21 protein-coding genes and 1 pseudogene are annotated in these 19,200 nt (G+C 62.6%); 14 read left to right on the top strand and 8 right to left on the bottom strand.

The features are described 5' to 3' along the window. Positions 1–53 precede the first annotated feature (53 nt). On the bottom strand, positions 54–2,885 hold the full coding sequence (locus AARI_RS01110; protein WP_013347545.1) for an FAD-binding and (Fe-S)-binding domain-containing protein: 2,832 nt from the start codon (positions 2,883–2,885) through the stop codon (positions 54–56). A 130-nt stretch (positions 2,886–3,015) separates the two neighbouring features. Between AARI_RS01110 and AARI_RS01105 the strand changes: the two genes are divergently transcribed. After that, positions 3,016–3,669 (top strand): GntR family transcriptional regulator, encoded by a 654-nt coding sequence (locus AARI_RS01105; RefSeq protein ID WP_013347544.1) that lies wholly within the window; start codon positions 3,016–3,018, stop codon positions 3,667–3,669. Here the strand turns inward: AARI_RS01105 and AARI_RS19050 are convergent. After that, a complete protein-coding gene (locus AARI_RS19050; protein ID WP_157867061.1) occupies positions 3,666–4,040 on the bottom strand; it encodes a hypothetical protein in 375 nt (124 codons plus the stop codon). The two genes, AARI_RS01105 and AARI_RS19050, sit on opposite strands and share 4 nt — an antisense overlap. 187 nt (positions 4,041–4,227) lie before the next feature. After that, positions 4,228–4,632 (bottom strand): annotated as a pseudogene (locus tag AARI_RS01095) (organic hydroperoxide resistance protein); the annotation flags it as partial. Positions 4,633–4,770: 138 nt separating this feature from the next. Between AARI_RS01095 and AARI_RS01090 the strand changes: the two are divergent. The 9 genes from AARI_RS01090 (at position 4,771) to AARI_RS01055 (ending at position 10,718) form a co-directional block, all read left to right on the top strand. Then, a complete protein-coding gene (locus tag AARI_RS01090; RefSeq protein WP_013347542.1) occupies positions 4,771–5,370 on the top strand; it encodes a TetR/AcrR family transcriptional regulator in 600 nt (199 codons plus the stop codon). 37 nt (positions 5,371–5,407) lie between these two features. Continuing rightward, entirely contained in the window at positions 5,408–5,860 is a 453-nt protein-coding gene (locus AARI_RS01085) for a hypothetical protein (RefSeq protein WP_013347541.1), read from the top strand. Positions 5,861–5,980: 120 nt separating this feature from the next. Beyond that, a complete protein-coding gene (locus tag AARI_RS01080; RefSeq protein ID WP_013347540.1) occupies positions 5,981–7,366 on the top strand; it encodes an MBL fold metallo-hydrolase in 1,386 nt (461 codons plus the stop codon). A gap of 31 nt (positions 7,367–7,397) precedes the next feature. Further along, the gene (locus AARI_RS01075) at positions 7,398–7,937 is read left to right on the top strand and encodes a rhodanese-like domain-containing protein (RefSeq protein ID WP_013347539.1); all 540 of its coding nucleotides are present in this window, start codon (positions 7,398–7,400) and stop codon (positions 7,935–7,937) included. Between the two features lie 3 nt (positions 7,938–7,940). Then, a complete protein-coding gene (locus tag AARI_RS01070; RefSeq protein ID WP_013347538.1) occupies positions 7,941–8,807 on the top strand; it encodes a sulfite exporter TauE/SafE family protein in 867 nt (288 codons plus the stop codon). After that, positions 8,807–9,157: a thioredoxin gene (trxA, locus tag AARI_RS01065; protein ID WP_013347537.1), complete on the top strand. Its 351-nt coding sequence runs from the start codon at positions 8,807–8,809 to the stop codon at positions 9,155–9,157. Before AARI_RS01070 ends, trxA begins: the two co-directional genes overlap by 1 nt. Beyond that, positions 9,157–9,435, top strand: a complete 279-nt coding sequence (locus AARI_RS01060) for a metal-sensitive transcriptional regulator (RefSeq protein WP_041648278.1) — start codon at positions 9,157–9,159, stop codon at positions 9,433–9,435. The genes trxA and AARI_RS01060 overlap by 1 nt, the downstream gene beginning before the upstream one ends. Before the next feature lie 27 nt (positions 9,436–9,462). Then, positions 9,463–9,621: a hypothetical protein gene (locus tag AARI_RS19880; RefSeq protein ID WP_013347535.1), complete on the top strand. Its 159-nt coding sequence runs from the start codon at positions 9,463–9,465 to the stop codon at positions 9,619–9,621. 113 nt (positions 9,622–9,734) lie between these two features. Then, a complete protein-coding gene (locus AARI_RS01055) occupies positions 9,735–10,718 on the top strand; it encodes a diaminopimelate dehydrogenase (protein WP_013347534.1) in 984 nt (327 codons plus the stop codon). A 20-nt stretch (positions 10,719–10,738) separates the two neighbouring features. On the opposite strand, the gene AARI_RS01050 is transcribed toward AARI_RS01055, so the two are convergent. The 5 genes from AARI_RS01050 to AARI_RS01030 form a co-directional block, all read right to left on the bottom strand. Continuing rightward, positions 10,739–11,191, bottom strand: coding sequence for a pyrimidine dimer DNA glycosylase/endonuclease V (locus tag AARI_RS01050; RefSeq protein WP_013347533.1), 453 nt, complete (start codon positions 11,189–11,191; stop codon positions 10,739–10,741). A 9-nt stretch (positions 11,192–11,200) separates the two neighbouring features. Then, entirely contained in the window at positions 11,201–11,626 is a 426-nt protein-coding gene (locus AARI_RS01045; protein ID WP_013347532.1) for a DUF779 domain-containing protein, read from the bottom strand. 168 nt (positions 11,627–11,794) lie between these two features. Next, positions 11,795–12,826, bottom strand: a complete 1,032-nt coding sequence (adhP, locus tag AARI_RS01040; RefSeq protein WP_013347531.1) for an alcohol dehydrogenase AdhP — start codon at positions 12,824–12,826, stop codon at positions 11,795–11,797. A 149-nt stretch (positions 12,827–12,975) separates the two neighbouring features. Then, entirely contained in the window at positions 12,976–14,499 is a 1,524-nt protein-coding gene (gene adh / locus AARI_RS01035) for an aldehyde dehydrogenase (protein ID WP_013347530.1), read from the bottom strand. A gap of 165 nt (positions 14,500–14,664) precedes the next feature. Further along, a complete protein-coding gene (locus tag AARI_RS01030) occupies positions 14,665–15,885 on the bottom strand; it encodes a GAF domain-containing protein (RefSeq protein WP_013347529.1) in 1,221 nt (406 codons plus the stop codon). Positions 15,886–16,105: 220 nt separating this feature from the next. On the opposite strand from AARI_RS01030, the gene AARI_RS01025 reads away from it, so the two are divergent. From AARI_RS01025 to AARI_RS01010, 4 genes are all read left to right on the top strand, one after another. Beyond that, positions 16,106–16,444 carry an ArsR/SmtB family transcription factor gene (locus AARI_RS01025; RefSeq protein ID WP_013347528.1) on the top strand — a complete coding sequence of 113 codons (339 nt, stop codon included), beginning with the start codon at positions 16,106–16,108 and terminating at the stop codon, positions 16,442–16,444. A gap of 11 nt (positions 16,445–16,455) precedes the next feature. Then, positions 16,456–17,427, top strand: coding sequence for an SRPBCC family protein (locus AARI_RS01020; RefSeq protein WP_013347527.1), 972 nt, complete (start codon positions 16,456–16,458; stop codon positions 17,425–17,427). A 58-nt stretch (positions 17,428–17,485) separates the two neighbouring features. Continuing rightward, positions 17,486–18,187, top strand: a complete 702-nt coding sequence (locus tag AARI_RS01015; protein ID WP_013347526.1) for a demethylmenaquinone methyltransferase — start codon at positions 17,486–17,488, stop codon at positions 18,185–18,187. Positions 18,188–18,349: 162 nt separating this feature from the next. Next, positions 18,350–19,132, top strand: a complete 783-nt coding sequence (locus AARI_RS01010) for a CPBP family intramembrane glutamic endopeptidase (protein WP_013347525.1) — start codon at positions 18,350–18,352, stop codon at positions 19,130–19,132. Positions 19,133–19,200: the final 68 nt, after the last annotated feature.

Raw genomic sequence — 19,200 nt, 5'->3', positions numbered from 1 at the left:
CCCTGCGGCAAAGCCGCCTGAAAGTTGCCTTTCAAGCGGCTTTGTCCTGGGTGCTACTTGCCAGCAGCCTCTGCCAGCAATTCAACGATGTGGCGGTATTCCTTGCCGGTCGCACGAGTCATGCCCAGTTCGCAGGTACGGTTGCACGAAGCATGTTCCTGCGCATCCAATTCACGAACCTCGGCCGCTTCCCGGGCAGTTGCCGACTCGGTCAGCTCAGGGTGCAGCATGCCGCGATCGCCGGCAAAACCACAGCAACCCCAATTGACCGGGGTGTTCACGGTGTCAGCGACTGCCTCGGCAATCTTCTGCATATCCGGGTTCAAGCCCATCTGCGTGGATGAGCAGGTCGGGTGCAGGGTCACCGAGGAGATTTTCTGCATTTCGGGCAGCTTGTCGAGCAGGTGTTGCGAAGTGAATGCCAACAGATCCACTACCTCGTAACCGTGCTCGGCCAGGGTGTGCTCATAGCCTTCCGTGCAGCTCGAAGCATCCGAGATAATCGGCAAGTTCTTGCCCGGCATGGCAGCTCGGATTTCCTCCAGCACACGCTGGCCCATGACTTCGTGGCCCTGCTCGTAGCCCTTGGAAGTCCAAGGGGTGCCGCAGCAGGTGGATTCAATGCCTTCTGGGACGTATACGGAGACGCCGGCAGCGTGCAGCAGCTTGGTGAATGCCGGGGCAACACCCTCGCCATCTCCAGCCGGGCCAAACATCGAATTCACGCAGGCTGGCAGGTAGATCGCCAGAGGCTCGGTGCCAACGGCACCTAAGTTCCCGGCCATTGGCTTGCGGGCTTCGCCGCCACCTGGCAGGTCAGCATCGTAGCGTGGCATGAGATCCTCACTGACCACCTTGCGAACCAAGTCGGTAGCGCCGCGGACCACTGCGGTCGGGAACTTGTCGGCAACGCTCAGCGCCAGCGAACCAGCTCGGGTCGCACCACCCCAGCCCTTGGCAGCGGCCTTGAAACCGGCTTCCAGCACAGGATGTGCATCTTCGCGGCGCAGGCGCTTGACCAGCAGTCCGGTATTGATGCCCACAGGACATGCGGTGACGCACATGCCGTCAACGGCACAGGTCTGCACGCCGTTGTACTCGTAGTCGCGCTCGAGTTCGGCCACCAGGGCGGTGTTCCCCTCGGCTTCGGCCTTGGCAATGGCGCGGCGCACCACGATGCGCTGGCGCGGGGTCAGGGTCAGGTCCTTGGACGGGCAAACCGGTTCGCAGTAGCCGCATTCCACGCAGTGGTCCGCTTCAACCTCGATGGTCTCGTTGAGCTTGATGTTGCGGATGTGCGCGGCATGGTCCTCATCGATGATCACGCCCGGGTTCATCATCAGGCGGGGGTCGCAGGCGGCCTTCAGTTCCAGGTGCACCTCGTAGAGCTCATCGCCGTACTGCGCGCGAACGAATGGCGCCATAGCGCGGCCGGTGCCGTGCTCCGCCTTCAGGTTGCCGTCCTTGTCCAGGATCAGCTGCACCATCTTGTCGTTGAAGGAGTTGTAGCGGTTCAGCGCCACATCGCCCTCGAAGCGGTCGGTGAGCATGAAGTGGATGTTGCCGTCCTTGGCGTGGCCGAAGATCACCGAATCCTCGTAGCCGTACTCGGTGAATAGCTCCTGCAGGCTGTCGCAGGTTTCGGCCAGGGTCTCAACCGGGACGACGACGTCTTCCAGCAGCGCGGTGGTACCCGAAACGCGGGCGCCGGCCACCGAAGCATACAGGCCCTTGCGGAACTTCCAGGCGGCCTGGCGGTTCTTGGCATCCGGGGACAAGATGGCTGGAGCACGCAATGCCGAAGCATCGAGCAGCGACTGGCCTGCGGATCGCAGCCCAGCCAGCTCCTCTTCGGTGTCCGCGTGGTACTCCACCAGCAAGGCGGCCTGCTGCTCGACGTCGAAGCCCATGATGGCATCGGGCACGCCAGGCAAGGACTGGCCGACGCGCAGCGAGGTGGAGTCCATCAGCTCCAGGGTGGCTGCACCGGATTCCACGAGCTCAGGCAGCGCGCGGGTGGCCAGATCCAGGTTGTCGAATACGGCCAAGGTGGCGACAGCCAGCTTGCGGATCGGCACAGTGCGGAAGACGGCCTCTGCGACGAACGCCAGGGTTCCCTCGGAACCGATGATCAGGTGTGCCATCAGCTCGGCAGGCGTATCGAAGTCCAGGAAGGCGTTGATGCCGTAGCCCATGGTGTTCTTCAACGCGAAGTGCTTTTCGATCTTCGCGACCGAAGCAGGATTGCTGCGCACGCGCTTGAGCAGTTTGTCCAAAGTGGCAACCAGCCGCGGCTCGGCGGCGGCCAGCTTGCGGTCAGCCTCGGGATCCGCGGTATCTATCATAGTTCCCGATGGCAGCACGAAGGTCATCGATTCCAGGGTCCGGTAGGTGTTGAATTCGGTGCCGCAGGCCATGCCCGAGGAGTTGTTGGCGATCACGCCGCCGATGGTGCATGCGGCCTCGCTGGCCGGGTCCGGGCCCAGCTTCGTTCCGTAGACCGCCAAACGGGCGTTGACCTGGCGCACGGTTGCTCCGGGCTGCACGCGCACGCGTGCTCCCTTATCGAGCACGGTAATCCCGCGGAAGTTGCGGCGCACATCGATCATCAGCCCGTCGCCACTGGCCTGTCCGGCCAGCGAGGTGCCGCCGGAGCGCAGGGTGACCGGCTGGCCCTTGGCGGCGGCGGCCGTCAGCAACGCCGATACTTCGGCAGCATCCTTGGCCAGCACCACTGCCTGCGGGGTGTACAGGTAGTGCGAGGCATCCGAAGCGTAGGCAACGCGGTCGATGGATCGGGTTTTAACGCGGTCTTGGTCCCCGACGAGGTCAAGGATCGTGGACGAAACGGTTGTTTCGCCGAGTGCTGGCGTGCTCAAAGCCATGGTGCGCTCCTGTGCGGTTGGCAAGCGCCGCTTGCCGAATACGAAAATTGTCTAACAAGTACTCATGTCATAGTAGTACGATTCGTGGGATACTTGTTAGGTTGTTTTCCAGCAGGGCGAAAGGATCCATGTGGCAGCCCGTTTAGGTGTGGTTTCCGTGGTTCAGACCATCGTAAAATCTTTGCGTGCCAGAATTTTCAGCGGAGAACTGGCCCCCGGCACGCCGCTGGGCGAGGTCGACGTTGCTGCGCACTATGAGGTGGCCCGGCCAACAGCAAAAGCCGCTTTGGAAAACCTCGTTGCCAGCGGCTTACTGACGCGCAACGCGCATCAGAGCGCTAAAGTCACGCTGCTGACTTCGGCCGACGCTCGCGACATCTACCGCACCCGAGCCATCATCGAAGCCGAGGCGGTCCGACTGCTGGCGAGCACCGGCCAAGTCCCAGAAGCCGCTCGCCAAGCCAATGCGGAAATCACTGCCCTGCGCGATGCGTCCCCGATCGACATCGTGGACCCAGATGTCCAGTTCCACTCCGCCCTGGTCCAAGCCCTCCAGTCGCAGCGGACCAGCTCCATCTACGACCAGCTCAGCGATGAAATCCGCTTGTGCATGACCCATGTGCAGGATGCGACCTTGCTCAACACCGCAGATATTGCCGACGAGCACGAACGCCTGCTTCAGTGCATTGAAGCCGGTGATGCCCACGGTGCCGCCGAGGTATTGGCCCAGCATCTGGCCAACGCCAGCGCACGATTGGCCAAGCACCTCGACAGCTTGGCCTAGACGCTGACCTTGCGCAGTTTTGCGCTCAAGACGATGGCCGAGACGAGGAAAAAGACCGCCCCGAGGGTCGCATAGCCCGCTACCCCGGCCATCATTGCGCGTCCCAGGAGCCCTTGGTAGAGGAAACCGCCACCGGCGAGCACCGAGATACCTCCCGATAGCACCTGCGCAATTTGGCCGCCGGCACCTCGGTTGCGAATCACGGTCAGCAACTGCGGGACACCGGAGGCAATCGCCCACACTCCCCAGACAGCAACGGCCGCCGGCAGCGAGATCGAAGAGGCGATCCCCAAACCACTGAACTCAAGGCAATCGCTGCCTTCTGTACCGCCCAGGAGCCCCGCCCCGCGGGATCCGCTCGCATTTGCCACAGCACGGCGCCTGCATCGAATGCTGGAAAAATTACCAGCAGCGCTGTCAGCAAGATGCTCGGTTCAGTAGCCCGGGCGGCCGCTGCAAGCACGAGGCCAACCCAGATGATTACCACGGCGAAGCGGGCGAAATAAAGGTTGCGCAACTTGCGGCTGTAATCGCTGGACGTGATGCTCATGGCGGTGCTCAAGCTACGACGCTGGTCAGCGTCACCGGAATATTGCCGCGAGTGGCGTTGGAGTAGGGGCAGACGGCGTGCGCGGCGTCAACTAGCTCGTCAGCCATTTCCTTGTTCAGGCCCGCAGCGAAGTTCACCTGCAGTGCCGCTTCCAATCCGAACCCGCCTTCCGGGGTCTTACGCAGGGAAACTTCTGCGGTGACGGTGGAGTCCGCGATCTTGACCCTGCGCTTCGCGGCGACGAGCTTCAGAGCGGAATGGAAGCAAGAGGCCCAGCCGGCGGCAAAAAGCTGCTCGGGATTGGTTGCACCGCCCGGGCCGCCCATGGAGGTCGGGGTTTCCAGCGTGACATCGAGCAAGCCATCGTCGCTGACAGCGCGGGCCTGGGAACGGCCATTGCCGGTTGCGGTTGCGGTGGTGCTTTACAGGGGTGCTGACATGTTGCGTCTCCTCAAAATCCGGAACTAGTAGAGTTACTAGTTCGTCTACATTTACTAAGGTAGACTACTTCGTATACCTGCGCAAGAACTTTTTTCTACTTGGAGGCACTCGTGCAATCAGAAGCAGCGGCCAAATCCACCCGAACCCGCTCGGCCGGTGCCACTCGCGAGCGCATCCTGGAGGCAACCAGCCGCCTGTTCTACACCCAAGGCATCCGCGCAACGAGCGCCGACAAGATCATTGAAGAAGTAGGAATCACCAAGGTCACCTTCTACCGCCACTTCCGCAGCAAAAGCGACCTGGTCGTCGCCTACCTCGGCGAGCTGGGCGAAAAGGAACGCGAGTGGCTCCAAAGCGTGCACGACCCCTCAGACCCGGCCGCTTCACTCGGCGCGATCGCAGAAGGCATTGGCGCGTCCAGCTGCAACCCGGGATTCCGCGGTTGCGCATTCATTAACGCGGCGGCCGAGTATTCAGATCCGGCAGACCCGGTACGCGAAATCATCGGCACGCACCGCCAGTGGATGCTCGAAAAATTCGCCGACATCGCCTCCGATGCCGGAGTCAAGGATCCACTAACCGCTGCACGCCAGTTCATGATGCTGCGCGACGGAGCAATGGTCAATGGCTATTTGGCAGAATCTGCAGATCTGGCGCAGTCGCTGAAGTCGGCTTTCACTTCGGTACTTTCGGCTGCAACCGGCAAATAGCTCGACAGCGTCCACCGAAGCAGGCAAAGTTACTTGCATGGGTATCTTCGCAAGCCGTAAAAGCATCGAGCAGGATTTCGCGCGCATGGAACAGCGCCTGGCCCGGGCGAAGCCAATGGCAACGGACAAGTTCAACGTGAAAACCCAGATTCTCACCAAGGGAATGCGCAAAAACACCCCCGAGGCGGGTCTGGAACTGGGCATCGGCACGGTCACCGCATGGCTCAGCGCGCATGAAACTTTGCGCCTATTAGAGGGCACGATTTCAATCCTCGAAGGGTGGCCGGATTCTCCTGCGGAAATATTCATCTCCGCTCCGGCGAGCGCATCCGCCGACTCCGATGCCGGCGCGGCAATGGCGCACCTTCCCGCAGATCACCTCGGCATCCTGCATCCCTCCAGCGACGGGGAACTGCAGTTGCTAGGTTCATTGGATCCTCTCGAGCAGAAACAGCTGCACAGCTGGTTGCGCCAGTTCGCACAAGGCTAGAACCACCCTCCCCCAGAAGTGATTTTCGACAGTTCAACGTATACCCCCACCCGTATTTTTGACATACCCCCGGGGGTATCACGTATGGTGGTTTCAATTCATCTTTGAAAGGAACCAACCATGCTGCTTGAACGCCTCTACGACGAAGACCTCGCACAGGCCAGCTACTTCATCGGCTGCCAGGCCAAGGGCGAAGCCCTGGTAGTTGACGCACGCCGCGACATTTCCGACTACCTGGCATTGGCGGCCAAGCACGGCATGCGCATCACTGCCGTAGCCGAAACCCACATCCACGCCGACTACCTCTCCGGAACCCGCGAGTTGGCCGCCGCCACCGGCGCCACCAGCTATGTCTCGGGCGAAGGCGGCAAGGACTGGCAGTACGGCTTCGAAGCCGAGCGCCTGATGGATGGCGACGCCATCGTGCTGGGCAACTTGCGCATCACCGCCCGCCACACCCCCGGCCACACCCCAGAACACCTGGCCTACGCCGTCACCGACGGCGCCTTCAGCAAGACCCCGGGCTACCTGCTCTCCGGCGACTTCATCTTCGCCGGCGACCTGGGCCGACCAGACCTGCTCGATGAGGCAGCCGGCGGAGTGGACACCCGCTTCCAAGGCGCCCGTGACCTCTACGCCTCGCTGAAGAAAACCCTGGCCGAACTGCCCGACTACATCCAGATCCACCCTGGCCACGGCTCGGGCAGCGCCTGCGGCAAGGCGCTGGGCGCGGTCCCTTCCACCACCCTGGGCTACGAGCGCGAATTCGCATGGTGGAGCACCTACCTGGCCAACGACGACCAGGAAGGCTTCATTGCCGAACTGCTCAACGGCCAGCCCGACGCTCACGCGTACTTTGGCCGCATGAAGCGCCAGAACCGCCTGGGCCCAGCGGTCCTCGGCGAGCTCGAAGCACTGGAAGAAGTACCGGCAGCGCGAATCGTGGAGCAGATTCGCTCGGGCGCCTCGGCATTCGTCGACACCCGCGGGCCCACCCAGATCGCCGAAGGCACTGTAGCCGGGGCCCTGTCCATCCCGGGCACGGCGAAGACCGCAAGCTTCGGCGCTTGGGCCTACGACCCGGAAAAGGATGAACGCGATCTGATCGTGCTCGCCGACTCCGTCGAGCATGCCGCCCAGATCCGCGCCCACCTGATGCGCGTGGGAATCGACGCGGTCAAGGGCTTCACCACCAGCCTCGAAGGCTTGACCCTCGTGAAGCCGAAGTCGATCACCCCGGCCCAGCTGGAAGGTTTCGACTACGCAATGCTGCTGGATGTGCGCAACAAGACCGAGTTCGCCGCCGGGCACATCCCGGGCGCAACGCAGCTGTCCGGCGGACGCGTGCTGTGGAACCAGGATCAGTTGCCAACCAGCGGCGCCATCGTGACCTACTGCCAAAGCGGCATGCGCAATGCCGTGGCCGCCAGCGCCCTGCGCGATGCCGGCTTCGAGATAATCGAGCTTCAGGGCAGCTACCTCGGCTGGTCCGTCTTCGCCAACTAACCACCCCTGCAACGAAAGCTGAACTCCACCAATGACTAGCGCTTTGAACACCATGGACGCCGCAGCGCTCAAGTGCCTGGTAGACGCCCCCGACGCCGACCTCGCCTTGATCGATGTGCGCACCGCGGGCGAATTCGAGACCGTCCACATTCCCGGCTCGTACAACGTACCGCTGGAAGAATTCACCGCGAACGCCGCCGAAGTGCTGGCCAAGATCCCGGGCACTCCGGTCTTGATCTGTCACAGCGGCAACCGCGCCTCCAAGGCGCAGCGCGCCCTGAACGAGCAGCAGCTCGGGCACAGCACCGTACTGATCGGCGGCGTCACCGCCTACGAAAACGCCGGCGGAACAATGGTGCGCGGGGTGCAGCGCTGGGCACTGGATCGCCAGATGCGCATGACCGCAGGTTCGCTGGTGCTCGCCGGCCTGCTGGGCGCAAAGTTCATCTCCCCGAAGTTCGCCTACCTCTCGGCCGGAATCGGCGGCGGACTGGTGTTCTCGGCAGTGCGCGATTCCTGCCCGATGATCAGCGCCCTGGGCAAGATGCCCTGGAACAAGGTGGCGAAGTAAACCATGGAAATAGGACCGCTGCTGATTCTGGCCGTTGCGCTGGCAGGCGTCGTCGGGCTCACCCTGGGGCTGTTTGGTGGCGGCGGTTCAATCCTGATGGTTCCGCTGCTCAGCTATGTCGCGGGCATGCCGGGCAAGGAAGCGATCGCCACCTCCCTGCTGGTGGTGGGATCGACCTCGGCGGCCAGCCTGATTCCGCATGCCCGCAAGGGGCATGTGCGCTGGGCACAGGGGCTGGTCTTCGCGACCACCAGCATGCTCGGCGCCTTCGGTGGCGGGCTGCTAGCTGAGAGCATCCCAGCCCAGCTGCTGATGCTCGGCTTTGCGCTCATTATGCTGGCCAGTGCCCGCGGGATGATCCGCGGTCGCAAGAACCCCGGCGGCGCTTCGCTGCCAGTATGGCTCTTCGCGCCGGTTGGCCTGGGCATCGGGGCGGTCACCGGCCTGGTGGGCGCTGGCGGTGGCTTCCTGATCGTCCCGGCACTGGCCTTGCTGGCCGGGCTGTCCATGGCGCAGGCGGTGGGCACCTCCTTGCTGGTGATCACCTTGAATTCGGCGGCGGCGCTGGCCGGACAGCTGAATTCGGTGGCGCTGCATTGGCCGCTGGCCATGTCCTTGGCTGTCACCGCGATCCTCGGCTCGCTGCTTGGCGCACGGCTCTCGCATCGGATTGCTGAGCACCGCCTGCGCAAGGGATTCGGCTACTTCGTTTTGGCCATGGGCGTATTCGTGCTCAGCCAGGAGGTGCCGGCTCCCGGCGGGCTGGCCATTGCGCTAATCGCCGTGTTCGCGGGCTTGCTGATGCTGCTGTGCCGCAAGGTTCCGGCGTTGCACGCACGCTGTCCGCTAGCCATGAAATCCGGTGCCTGATGAAACCGCTGGAATTATCCGCCGCGAACTTCGAGCGGTTCATTGGGAATAACCAAATGGTGCTCGTTGACTTCTGGGCACCGTGGTGCGGCCCCTGCAAGAGATTTGCCCCGGTCTTCGAGCTGGCCGCCGAGGCCCATGAGGGCATCGCGTTCGCCAAGGTGAATACCGAAACCCAGCCGGAGCTGGCACGAACAATGCAGATTGCGTCCATCCCGACGCTCGTGGCGTTCAAGAATGGGATACTTGTACATTCGAAACCTGGAGCATTGAAAGCCGCTGCTTTGGAGCCGCTTCTCATGAAGCTGCAAAAGCCCGTTGATCCACCATCCCTACCAAGGAGAGAATGATGCGCACTGCTGATGAAGCAACCCGCAAGCGAATCCTCAACCGACTCAAGCGCGCCCGCGGCCAGCTCGATGCGGTCATCAATGCCGTGGAAACCGACGGTTCATGCAAGGAGGTCGTCACCCAGCTGGCTGCCGTCTCCACCGCACTGGACCGCGCCGGATTCGCCATTGTCTCCTCCGCAATGCAGTACTGCATTGCCGATCCCGAAAAGGCTTCCGAGGAAGAAGACGGCTTGAGCGTCGAAGAACTCGAAAAGCTGTTCCTCTCCCTGTCCTAACCGCAACACAACCCCCTAAGGAACCCCATGTGCCGTCAGGTTCAATGCAAGACCTGCAAGAAGACCACCTGGGCTGGCTGCGGCCAGCACGTCGAAGCAACCATGCGCAACGTCCCGAACAAGGATCGCTGCCAGGGCCACGAAGCGGAGCCGAAGAAGGGCTTCTTCAAGCGCCTGTTCGGCTAAGTCCGAGGTCATACTCCGCCTAAGGTTTCCCCGCCCGCTGTTTCATTGGCATAATCCGAAGTATTTAGCCCCTGAGCGGCTGCGCAAACTTCAACCCCAAGGAAACGGCTGGCATGACTTCAAAGATCCGCATCGGCATTGCAGGCTACGGAAATCTGGGACGCGGCGTGCAGAGCGCGATCGCGAAGAATCCGGATATGGAACTGGTGGGTGTCTACACCCGTCGCGACCCTGGCACCCTGGATCTGGCCCAGCCTGCCCCGCGCTTCGCCATGGACGAGCTTGAGCAGCACGCGGGCGGCATCGACGTGCTGATCCTGTGCGGCGGTTCGCGTTCGGACCTGCCAGAACAGGGCCCGAAGTTCGCGGCCCTGTTCAATACCGTGGACAGCTTCGACACCCACGCCCGCATCCCGGAGTACTTCCAGAGCGTGGATGCCCCGGCGAAAGCTGCGGGCAAGACCGCGTTGATCTCCGTGGGCTGGGATCCGGGCATGTTCTCGATCAACCGCGTCTTCGGCGAAGCACTGCTGCCCGACGGGCAGACGTACACCTTCTGGGGCCGCGGCCTGAGCCAGGGCCACTCGGATGCGATCCGCCGCGTGCCGGGTGTCGCCGCCGGCGTGCAGTACACCATCCCAAGCCAAGAGGCCATCGACCGGGTCCGCGCTGGGCAGCGGCCTTCGCTGAGCACCCGCGAGAAGCACCAGCGCGAATGCTTCGTGGTGCTCGAAGACGGTGCCGATGCGCAGGCGGTGCGCGAAGCGATCGTGGGCATGGAGCACTACTTCGACCAGTACGACACCACCGTCGAGTTCATCGACGAGCAGACCTTGGCCGCCGAGCATTCGAATATGCCCCACGGCGGGTTCGTGATCCGTTCGGGCAATACCAGCGACGAGCAGAAGCAGGTCATCGAGTATTCGCTGGCCCTTGGCTCCAACCCGGAATTCACCTCCAGCGTGCTGGTGGCCTACGCCCGGGCGGCCTACCGGATGAACCAGTCGGGCATCACCGGCGCGCAGACCGTGTACGACGTGGCACCGGGCCTGCTTTCGCCGAAGTCCCCCGCACAGTTGCGCGCGGAGCTGCTCTAGGATTTTGCCGGGCCAGCAGCTCATCCGCTGGCGAGCGCATCCTTCTCCCAGGCCTCCACTGGCCCCGGGACCTGCACGAACAGCGGATGCAGGGCCACCTGCCCTGCCGGTTCCAAGCGGGCGATGCGCGCGGGATCCCGGACGGAGAGCTTGCGCAGCAGGTGCTCGCGCTCGAAGTGCACCTGCCCCTGGGTGACCGGGATCTTTTCCAGCTGCGCGGCGGCTGCCGGATGCAGGATCTTCGCGGCGTCGAAGCGATACCCCCGGACAGCCGCTTCGTCCCACAAGCCCTGCAGGTAGCCGCCCATATGCACCAGCGGGGCGGGCTGCTCCTTGAACCGGAGAAGCTGCGGGTGCCCGGTATAGCCCTTGGTCTGGCCTGCGAGCACCTTCTGGGCCAGCAGTGTTTCACGCCAGCAGGCAACGAGCCCTTTGGCGTCGAGCAATGAGGGGTGCAGGGACCACAGTCGCATGGGCTAAGCCTAGTCGGGGTTCGGGCCAGCCGGGAACTCGATGATCTCGCTGCGGATCAAGAAGCGCTTGCCCTCCGGGGCTTCGACGGAGAAACCGGATCCCCGCCCGTTGACCACGTCCACGGTGAGCTTGGTATGCTTCCAGTATTCGAATTGCTCCTTGGACATCCAGAAATCGATGTCGCCCAGAGCGGTGCCATCAGCGCCGTCCAGGGAAAGCACGCCGAGCCGGATGTCCGATCCCCCGGTGCGGAACTCGCCGGCCGGGTAGCACATCGGCGAGGACCCGTCGCAGCACCCTCCGGACTGGTGGAACATCAGCGGGCCGTGGATCCCCCACAGCTTGCGCAGCAGGTCCAGGGCTTCGGAGGTGAAGGCCACCCGCGAGAACTCTTCGCCCTCGATTGCGGCGCGCGTTTCGGTTACGGTGCTCATGTCCTGCTCCTGCCTCGTTGTCCACGTCCGGATTTATCTCGTTGTGGCCAGTGTCCTCTTTTTGGGCCGCACCGTCTATCGCTCAGCCAGGGCGGCCAGGGCACCGGTACCGGATGCCGCTTCGAAAAGCCGCATCCGGTACTGTGCCATCAACCGTTGCGGATCCGGCTACGCCCTGCCGGCATAGTCGATGACAACGCGCCCATCGATCTTGCCATGGCGCATTTCGTCGAATACGGCGTTGATGTCTTCCAGCGGGCGGGTATGGAAGGTCGGCTTGATCTTCCCTGCCGCATAGAATTCCAGCGCCTCGATCATGTCCTGCCGTGTTCCCACGATCGATCCGCGGATGGTCAGGCCCTTGAGCACGATGTCGAAAATGGGTGCGGGGAAATCACCGGCGGGCAGCCCGTTGAACACGATCGTTCCGCCGCGCCGGGTCATGCCGATCGCTTGCCCGAACGCCTTTGGATGCACCGCCGTAACCAGCACGCCGTGCGTTCCGCCAACCTTCTGCTGGATGATCTCGGCCGGGTCCTGGGCGAAGGCATTGACGGTGATTTCCGCTCCATGCTTCGAGGCCAGCGCCAGCTTGTCATCGGCCACGTCAATGGCGATCACCCGCATGCCCATGGCCACCGCGTACTGCACCGCGATATGGCCCAGTCCGCCGATACCCGAAATAGCCACCCACTGGCCGGGCTTGACCTCAGTCATCTTCAGGCCCTTGTAGACAGTCACTCCCGCGCACAGCACCGGCGCGATTTCATGGGGATCCGAGCCCTCCGGGATGTGCGCGGCATAGCGGGAATCCACCAGCATGTACTGGCCGAAGGAACCGTCCACGGAGTATCCGCCATTGGACTGGGCTTCGCACAGCGTCTCCCAGCCGGTGCGGCAGTACTGGCAGTGCCCGCAGGCGCTGGCCAGCCACGCGTTGCCGATCATGTCCCCGAGCGCGACCTCGGTGACTCCTTCGCCGAGCTTTTCCACGATGCCCACGCCTTCATGCCCGGGAATCAGCGGAAGCTTCGGCTTGACCGGCCAATCGCCCTCGGCGGCGTGCAGGTCGGTGTGGCAGACGCCCGAGGCGATCAGCTTCACCAGCACCTGGCCGGGGCCGGGCTCAGGGATCTCGGCGTCCTTCACCTGGAACTCTTCGCCGAAGCCTTCGACTATTGCAGCTTTCATCTTGCTCATGTACTTTGTCCTTTGCATGGCATTCGAAGGTGCGGGGTGCCGGCTGGCATGCGGGGGATGAGGCCAATCGATCCCCGGACGCTGTCCCGGCTGGCCCCGCACCTTCGAGGTCTGTTGTCATCTCATGCTGCTCGTGGCAGCTACTGCTCCTAGAAGAAGCCCAGCTTGTCTTCCGAGTAGGAAACCAGCAGGTTCTTGGTCTGCTGGTAGTGGTCCAGCATCATCAGGTGGTTCTCGCGGCCGATACCCGAGGACTTGTATCCGCCGAAGGCCGAGTGCGCCGGGTAGGCGTGGTACTGGTTGACCCACACGCGTCCGGCCTGGATGGCACGGCCCGCACGGTAGGCGACGTTGCCATTGCGGCTCCACACGCCCGAACCCAGTCCGTACAGGGTGTCGTTGGCGATGGAGATCGCGTCGTCGTAGTCCTTGAACTTGGTCACCGCGACCACCGGACCGAAGATCTCCTCCTGGAAGATGCGCATGTCATTAGTGCCCTCGAAGATGGTCGGCTGCACGTAGAAGCCGCCGGACAGTTCCCCGCCCAGATCCGCACGTCCCCCGCCGAGCAGCACCTTGGCGCCCTCGGACTTGCCGATGTCCATGTAGGACAGGATCTTCTCCAGCTGGTCATTGGAGGCCTGGGCACCCATCATGGTCTCGGTATCCAGCGGGTGGCCCTGCTTGATGGCCTTGGTGCGGGCCACGACATCGCCCATGAACTTCTCGTAGATGCTTTCCTGGATCAGTGCACGCGATGGGCAGGTGCAGACCTCGCCCTGGTTCAGCGCGAACAGGGTGAAACCTTCCTGGGCCTTGTCGTAGAAGGCATCGTCCTTGGAGGCAATGTCCTCGAAGAAGATGTTCGGGGACTTGCCGCCCAGCTCCAGAGTGACCGGAATCAGGTTTTCCGACGCGTACTGCATGATCAGCCGGCCGGTGGTGGTCTCGCCGGTGAAGGCGATCTTGCGGATGCGCTTGTTCGATGCCAGCGGCTTGCCCGCTTCCACGCCGAAGCCGTTGACCACGTTCAGCACGCCGGCTGGCAGCAGGTCGCCGATCAGCTCCATGAGCACCAGGATCGAGACCGGGGTCTGCTCGGCGGGCTTGAGCACGATCGCGTTGCCGGCAGCCAGCGCCGGGGCGAGCTTCCAGACGGCCATGAGGATCGGGAAGTTCCACGGGATGATCTGCCCGACCACGCCCAGCGGCTCGTGGTAGTGGTATGCGGTGGTGTCGTCGTCGAGCTGGGAGAGGCTACCTTCCTGGGCGCGGATTGCTCCGGCGAAGTAGCGGAAGTGGTCAACTGCCAGCGGCAGGTCGGCGTTCAGGCACTCGCGGATGGCCTTGCCGTTGTCCCAGGTTTCGGCCACGGCCATCATTTCGAGGTTTTCCTCGATGCGGTCCGCGATCTTGTTCAGGATGACAGCCCGCTCGGCAGGGCTGGTCTTGCCCCAAGCAGGAGCGGCCGCATGGGCTGCATCCAGGGCAGTCTCGATATCTTCGGCGGTGGAACGGGCCACCTCGCAGAAGACCTTGCCGGTCACCGGGGTGACGTTCTCGAAATACATGCCCTTGGTCGGGGCGACCCATTGGCCGCCAATGTAGTTCTCGTAGCGCTCCTTGAAATTAACCAGCGCGCCATCGGTGTTCGGGTTTGCGTAAACCGCCATTGCTCCACGACTCCTTGTTCGGACTTCCTGGCCGCGATCAGATCATCGCAGCACCTTGCATGTGACTCTAGTCACATGAAGGTTGCAGGCAGGTTGCAACGGACGTGCATGATGCCCGTAGCGGCAACTCCAGGCCTAGCGGGTGGATCGGCAATGCCCGGGAACCTAGTTCTCGATGGCCTGGACTTCGGCGACGACAAGTGAGCGCGCTGGGGATTGCGCGGGCAATTCCCGCAAGGCCGCACGCAACAGGCCCGGGTCGGCAAGCTGGCGGCCCAGGTTCAGCAGCTGATGCGCAGTTCCTCGATCCAGCACCATTTCACGCAGCGCAGCTTCGGTCCGATACAGCAGCGCAACGATCCCTGGCGCCTGGGAGCGGGCCAGCAGGCCCGGCGAGTACAGCGGCAGGGCCGTATCGAGATCACCCTGCTCCAGGGCATGCCATAGGCGGCCAAGGGTCGTATGCAGGTCCCACTGAAGGCGGTATGGGCGTGAAGTCAAGGCACGCCCGCCTGGGCCTGCGAGCACCTTGCGCAGCCTGACAATTTCGGCGCGGACCGTGCCTTCGGCCGCAGCATCAGGACGTTCGAACAGCTCTTCCACCAGCTGAGCAGTGCTCAAGCCCTCCCGGTAATGCGCCAGGAGGGTCAGGATCTCTGCATGGCGGAGGGAAATCGGCGCGGATCCCAGATGTGCCCCGTCAGAGCGCCCCAAGTCCAGGTAGTCGGGGTCGGCGACGACTCCGGCACCTGGCAAAAGCAGCTGCGTTTCCGCAGCCATGACCGCCGCCTGCAGCAACGGCAGGGAGTGCGTGGCTATGGCTTCCGATCCACCGGTCAGGTCTATTGCGCCAATCACCTGCCCCGTGCGCGGATCGCGAATCGGTACCGCCGAGCAGCTGTAGCGGTGGGCTTGCTCGTAGAGGTGCTCAGCCCCGGAGACCTGCGAGCCGGTCCCGGTTGCCAGCGCCATGCCCGGCGCGGATGTGCCAACACTCTTTTCTGCCCAGTCGGCACCTGCCATGAAGCCCACGTGCTCGGCTTGGCTCATTGCGCCATTTCCACCCGCCACCCACAGCAAGGTACCGCCAGCATCCGCAAGAGCCACCAAGAGATTGGCATCCGCGGCAGCCGGGACCAGGAGCTTTTCGAAAACGGGCCAGATTCGCTGGAGCTCGCTGCGCTCGCGGGCGAGACGCAGGTGGTCATCGCTCAGTACCGACGGAACGCGGAGATCAGCAGAATTCTGCAGTGACCGCTTCCAGGATTCACGCACGTCATTGCGCAAGGGGAGGTCGGTAACACCGGCGCCACTGGACCCCAAAAGCTCATGGGCATGCTGAGCGCGACGCGATGCGCCAGGCCAATCAATGGCGAACCCACTCATGCAATCCCCTCGCTAGCAAGGCTTATTCTCCGCAGTTCCCACAAGCCTAGGCGAAGGGCCGGGCTTTGAGAAGAGCCCGCCTTGCCCCGCAAATCCGATTAGGTGATAAATCAACGTAATTACGTCAGAAATCAGGCGATAAGTTGACTAGAAAATTATCTTCGGCAATTTCCGAAATTCCCCTTTACCGGTTGCAGTGAAGAGAGTAATGTACAACCAAATGGTTGTACATGAGTTGAGCGAAGAACAGGTGAACAAGGTCTTCCGCGCCTTGGCAGATGCCACACGAAGGGACATCGTGCGGCGGACGCTTCACGCCGAGGTCAGCATCACGGATCTGGCGTCAAGCTACGACATGTCTTTTGCCGCAGTGCAGAAGCATGTTGCAGCTCTGGAAGCCGCAGGCCTGGTCAGGAAAATCGCACGTGGCCGCGAACGCATCGTTCGCGGGCAGCCGGATACCATCCGGCATGCGCAAGAACTACTTACTTCCCTCGAGGATATCTGGCGCCAACGCATCAGCCGGCTCGATGATTTCCTCGCCGACGAGGCTCCCTAAGGAGCATTCCCATGCCTGTCACATCCGTTGTCAAAGATTCCGAAGCGCTCTCACTGACTGTCCATGCAGAGTTCCCGGTCAAAGTTTCCCGCCTGTGGGATGCCTACCTGGACGCCGGGCAACTTGAAAAGTTCTGGGGGCCGGTGGAATACCCGGCAACTTTCACCCGGCACGATGCCGCCCCTGGTGGCCGTTCGAATTACCACATGACTTCTCCCGAAGGCGAAGAATTCCACGGATACTGGATCTGGAACGAAGTCGTCGAGCACAAATTCTTCGAGGTCAGTGACGGCTTTGCGCACGCCGACGGCACGCCCAATACCGACTTGCCGTCCAATCGCATAGTCTTCACCTTCGATCCGACATCCGGGGGAACGAAATTGGCCATCACCTCCACCTTCGACTCCGCCGAGGACCTGGAGCAGGTCGTAGCAATGGGCATGATCGACGGCACCCGTTCGGCCATGAGCCAGATCGAGCAAGTCCTCATCGACCTGCGCAATTATGCCGAAGATTTCATCACCGACGCACAGATCCTGTCGGACACCCAGGTGCGCATTACCCGCTTGGTTCGCGGGTCAGTGGCGCAAGTCTGGAAGGCCCACCATGACCAGCGGCTCATGAAGCGTTGGATGCTCGGCCCCGACGGATGGCAGTTGGCTGAATGCGTGACGGCGCAAGAGCCCGGCGAGACCTACCGGTACTGGTGGGAACCGCTATCTGCCGATGACGGCTCCGGTTTCGGTTTCACTGGAACCGTGCTTGAAACGTTGCCCCAGTCCTACGAGCGGACCACGGAGCAAATGATTGGCACCGAGTACCCGGCCACGGTGAATGAATTAACGCTGACATCGAACCAGGGCGGCACCCTGCTGACGATCCTGATCACCTACCCAGACGCGCAAACCCGCGACATGGTGCTCTCCACCGGAATGACCGACGGAATGGAGGCCAGCTACGCCCGGCTCGAATCGATTCTCTAAGGGCGATTCGCCCCACATCCGGTGCCTTCGCGCGCGCAAATATGAAAGACTTAGACCCATGAGTTCTCAGAATGCGCGCGCAGGCCTGGATAAGAAGGCCGATCAGGTTCAGGAAATGTTTGACAAGCTGGCTCCTCGCTACGACTTGCTCAATACCTTGATGACCGGCGGCATCGTGAACTACTGGCGCAAGATCACCACCGAAGCGATCGCGCCAAAGCCCGGCGAGCGCATTCTCGACCTCGCCGCAGGCACCGGCACCTCCTCGGTCCCGCTCGCGGAAGCCGGCGCTGACGTCACCGCCTGCGATATGTCCCACGGCATGCTGGATGAAGGGCGCAAGCGCTACCCGCAGCTGAACTTCGTCTACGGAGACGGAACCGACCTGCCGTTCGAAGACAACACCTTCGATGCAGTGACCATCTCCTACGGTCTGCGCAATATCGCGGATACCGAGAAGGCCCTGTCCGAAATGCGCCGCGTGGCCAAGCCCGGCGGACGGATCGTCGTCGCCGAGTTCTCCACTCCGACCGTCGCCCCGATCAAGACGGCCTACAAGCAGTTCTTGCCGCGCGCCATTCCTGCGCTGGGCTATCTGGTTTCCCCTAACCCGACTGCTTACGCCTACTTGGCTGAATCCATTGCGGCTTGGCCAGACCAGGACGAGCTGGGTGCCAAGTTCGTCAACGTTGGCTGGAAGAACGTGGAATACCGCAACCTGACCGGTGGCATCGTCGCCGTCCACCGCGCCTGGAAGTAGCACTTCTCCAGAATTTTCCTTCTGGCCCGCAGCCGAAATGACGGATGCGGGCCAGAAGCTTTAAAGCACCGGTTCCGCGGCGGCGGGCTGTGTCTTTCTGCCGGCCCAGCTGGCATGCTTGTGTCCGTGAGGCAGATACCAACCGAATCGCACCGCCCCGCGATGAGCTGGAAGCTGCTGCCGGCTTCCCTGCTCTCGGGTTCCGCAGTGCTGCTTTTCGGCGTCGGCAACGACCCGGCGGGCTACGGCCTGCTGGCGCTGAGCCTGCTGTGCGCGGGGTTCATCGACCGCAGGCTTGCGCGGCATCTGGGACTCATCGCAACCGGTTTGGTGGTCATCAGCCTGGTTCCATTGAATGCCGACCTGAGCCTAGGGCATATGGCATTAATGGGTGGCGCGCTGGCCGCGGCAGTCCTGCTGCCCTGGCTGATCTCGCGCTTCGCCTTGCGCGAGCAGATCATCAAGTTCCCGGTGAATACCGGCCGCAAGTGGCCGCTGGCGGCGAAGCTGTACTTGCTGGGGGTGGTGGCCCTGGGCTTCTTCATCCTCCCGGTGTACCTGATCAGCACCGGTGCCTACCAGAACTGGCCGGACGCCTCGGACCCAGCCATCTTCTGGCGGCTCTTCCTCGGAGTTAATTCGGTGGGCATCTGGGACGAGCTGTTCTTCATCTGCACGGCATTCGCATTGCTGCGCCAGCACTTCCCGGACTGGCAGGCCAACATCCTGCAAGCGGTGATCTTCTCGTCATTCCTTTGGGAGATCGGCTACCAATCCTGGGGGCCATTGCTGACCTTCCCCTTCGCCCTGCTGCAGGGGTATACCTTCAAGCTGACGAAGTCCCTGTCCTACGTAGTAGGCGTGCACCTGATCTTCGACCTTGTCCTGTTCCTCGCGCTGGTCCACGCGCACAACCGGGAATGGCTCCCGGTCTTCTTGTACTGAGGGGGTTAACACCCCAATTCCCCCCTGCTACACTCGTTGGCATGGATACCTACTGAGCCAGCCAATGA

Source organism: Glutamicibacter arilaitensis Re117, assembly GCF_000197735.1.
Taxonomy (GTDB): domain Bacteria; phylum Actinomycetota; class Actinomycetes; order Actinomycetales; family Micrococcaceae; genus Glutamicibacter; species Glutamicibacter arilaitensis.
Note: the sequence above shows the minus strand (reverse complement) of the source record. Positions and strands in the feature narration are given on the sequence as shown.

Bases quoted from the DNA above. Each gene is read 5' to 3' on its own strand.
- AARI_RS01060 (WP_041648278.1), top strand. From the start codon at position 9,157: ATGCGCACTGCTGATGAAGCAACCCGCAAGCGAATCCTCAACCGACTC.
- AARI_RS01080 (WP_013347540.1), top strand. From the start codon at position 5,981: ATGCTGCTTGAACGCCTCTACGACGAAGACCTCGCACAGGCCAGCTAC.
- AARI_RS01045 (WP_013347532.1), bottom strand. From the start codon at position 11,626: ATGAGCACCGTAACCGAAACGCGCGCCGCAATCGAGGGCGAAGAGTTC.
- trxA (WP_013347537.1), top strand. From the start codon at position 8,807: ATGAAACCGCTGGAATTATCCGCCGCGAACTTCGAGCGGTTCATTGGG.
- AARI_RS01015 (WP_013347526.1), top strand. From the start codon at position 17,486: ATGAGTTCTCAGAATGCGCGCGCAGGCCTGGATAAGAAGGCCGATCAG.
- AARI_RS01020 (WP_013347527.1), top strand. From the start codon at position 16,456: ATGCCTGTCACATCCGTTGTCAAAGATTCCGAAGCGCTCTCACTGACT.
- adh (WP_013347530.1), bottom strand. From the start codon at position 14,499: ATGGCGGTTTACGCAAACCCGAACACCGATGGCGCGCTGGTTAATTTC.
- adhP (WP_013347531.1), bottom strand. From the start codon at position 12,826: ATGAGCAAGATGAAAGCTGCAATAGTCGAAGGCTTCGGCGAAGAGTTC.
- AARI_RS19880 (WP_013347535.1), top strand. From the start codon at position 9,463: ATGTGCCGTCAGGTTCAATGCAAGACCTGCAAGAAGACCACCTGGGCT.
- AARI_RS01050 (WP_013347533.1), bottom strand. From the start codon at position 11,191: ATGCGACTGTGGTCCCTGCACCCCTCATTGCTCGACGCCAAAGGGCTC.
- AARI_RS01055 (WP_013347534.1), top strand. From the start codon at position 9,735: ATGACTTCAAAGATCCGCATCGGCATTGCAGGCTACGGAAATCTGGGA.
- AARI_RS01110 (WP_013347545.1), bottom strand. From the start codon at position 2,885: ATGGCTTTGAGCACGCCAGCACTCGGCGAAACAACCGTTTCGTCCACG.
- AARI_RS01025 (WP_013347528.1), top strand. From the start codon at position 16,106: ATGGTTGTACATGAGTTGAGCGAAGAACAGGTGAACAAGGTCTTCCGC.
- AARI_RS01010 (WP_013347525.1), top strand. From the start codon at position 18,350: ATGAGCTGGAAGCTGCTGCCGGCTTCCCTGCTCTCGGGTTCCGCAGTG.
- AARI_RS01075 (WP_013347539.1), top strand. From the start codon at position 7,398: ATGACTAGCGCTTTGAACACCATGGACGCCGCAGCGCTCAAGTGCCTG.
- AARI_RS01085 (WP_013347541.1), top strand. From the start codon at position 5,408: ATGGGTATCTTCGCAAGCCGTAAAAGCATCGAGCAGGATTTCGCGCGC.
- AARI_RS01070 (WP_013347538.1), top strand. From the start codon at position 7,941: ATGGAAATAGGACCGCTGCTGATTCTGGCCGTTGCGCTGGCAGGCGTC.
- AARI_RS01030 (WP_013347529.1), bottom strand. From the start codon at position 15,885: ATGAGTGGGTTCGCCATTGATTGGCCTGGCGCATCGCGTCGCGCTCAG.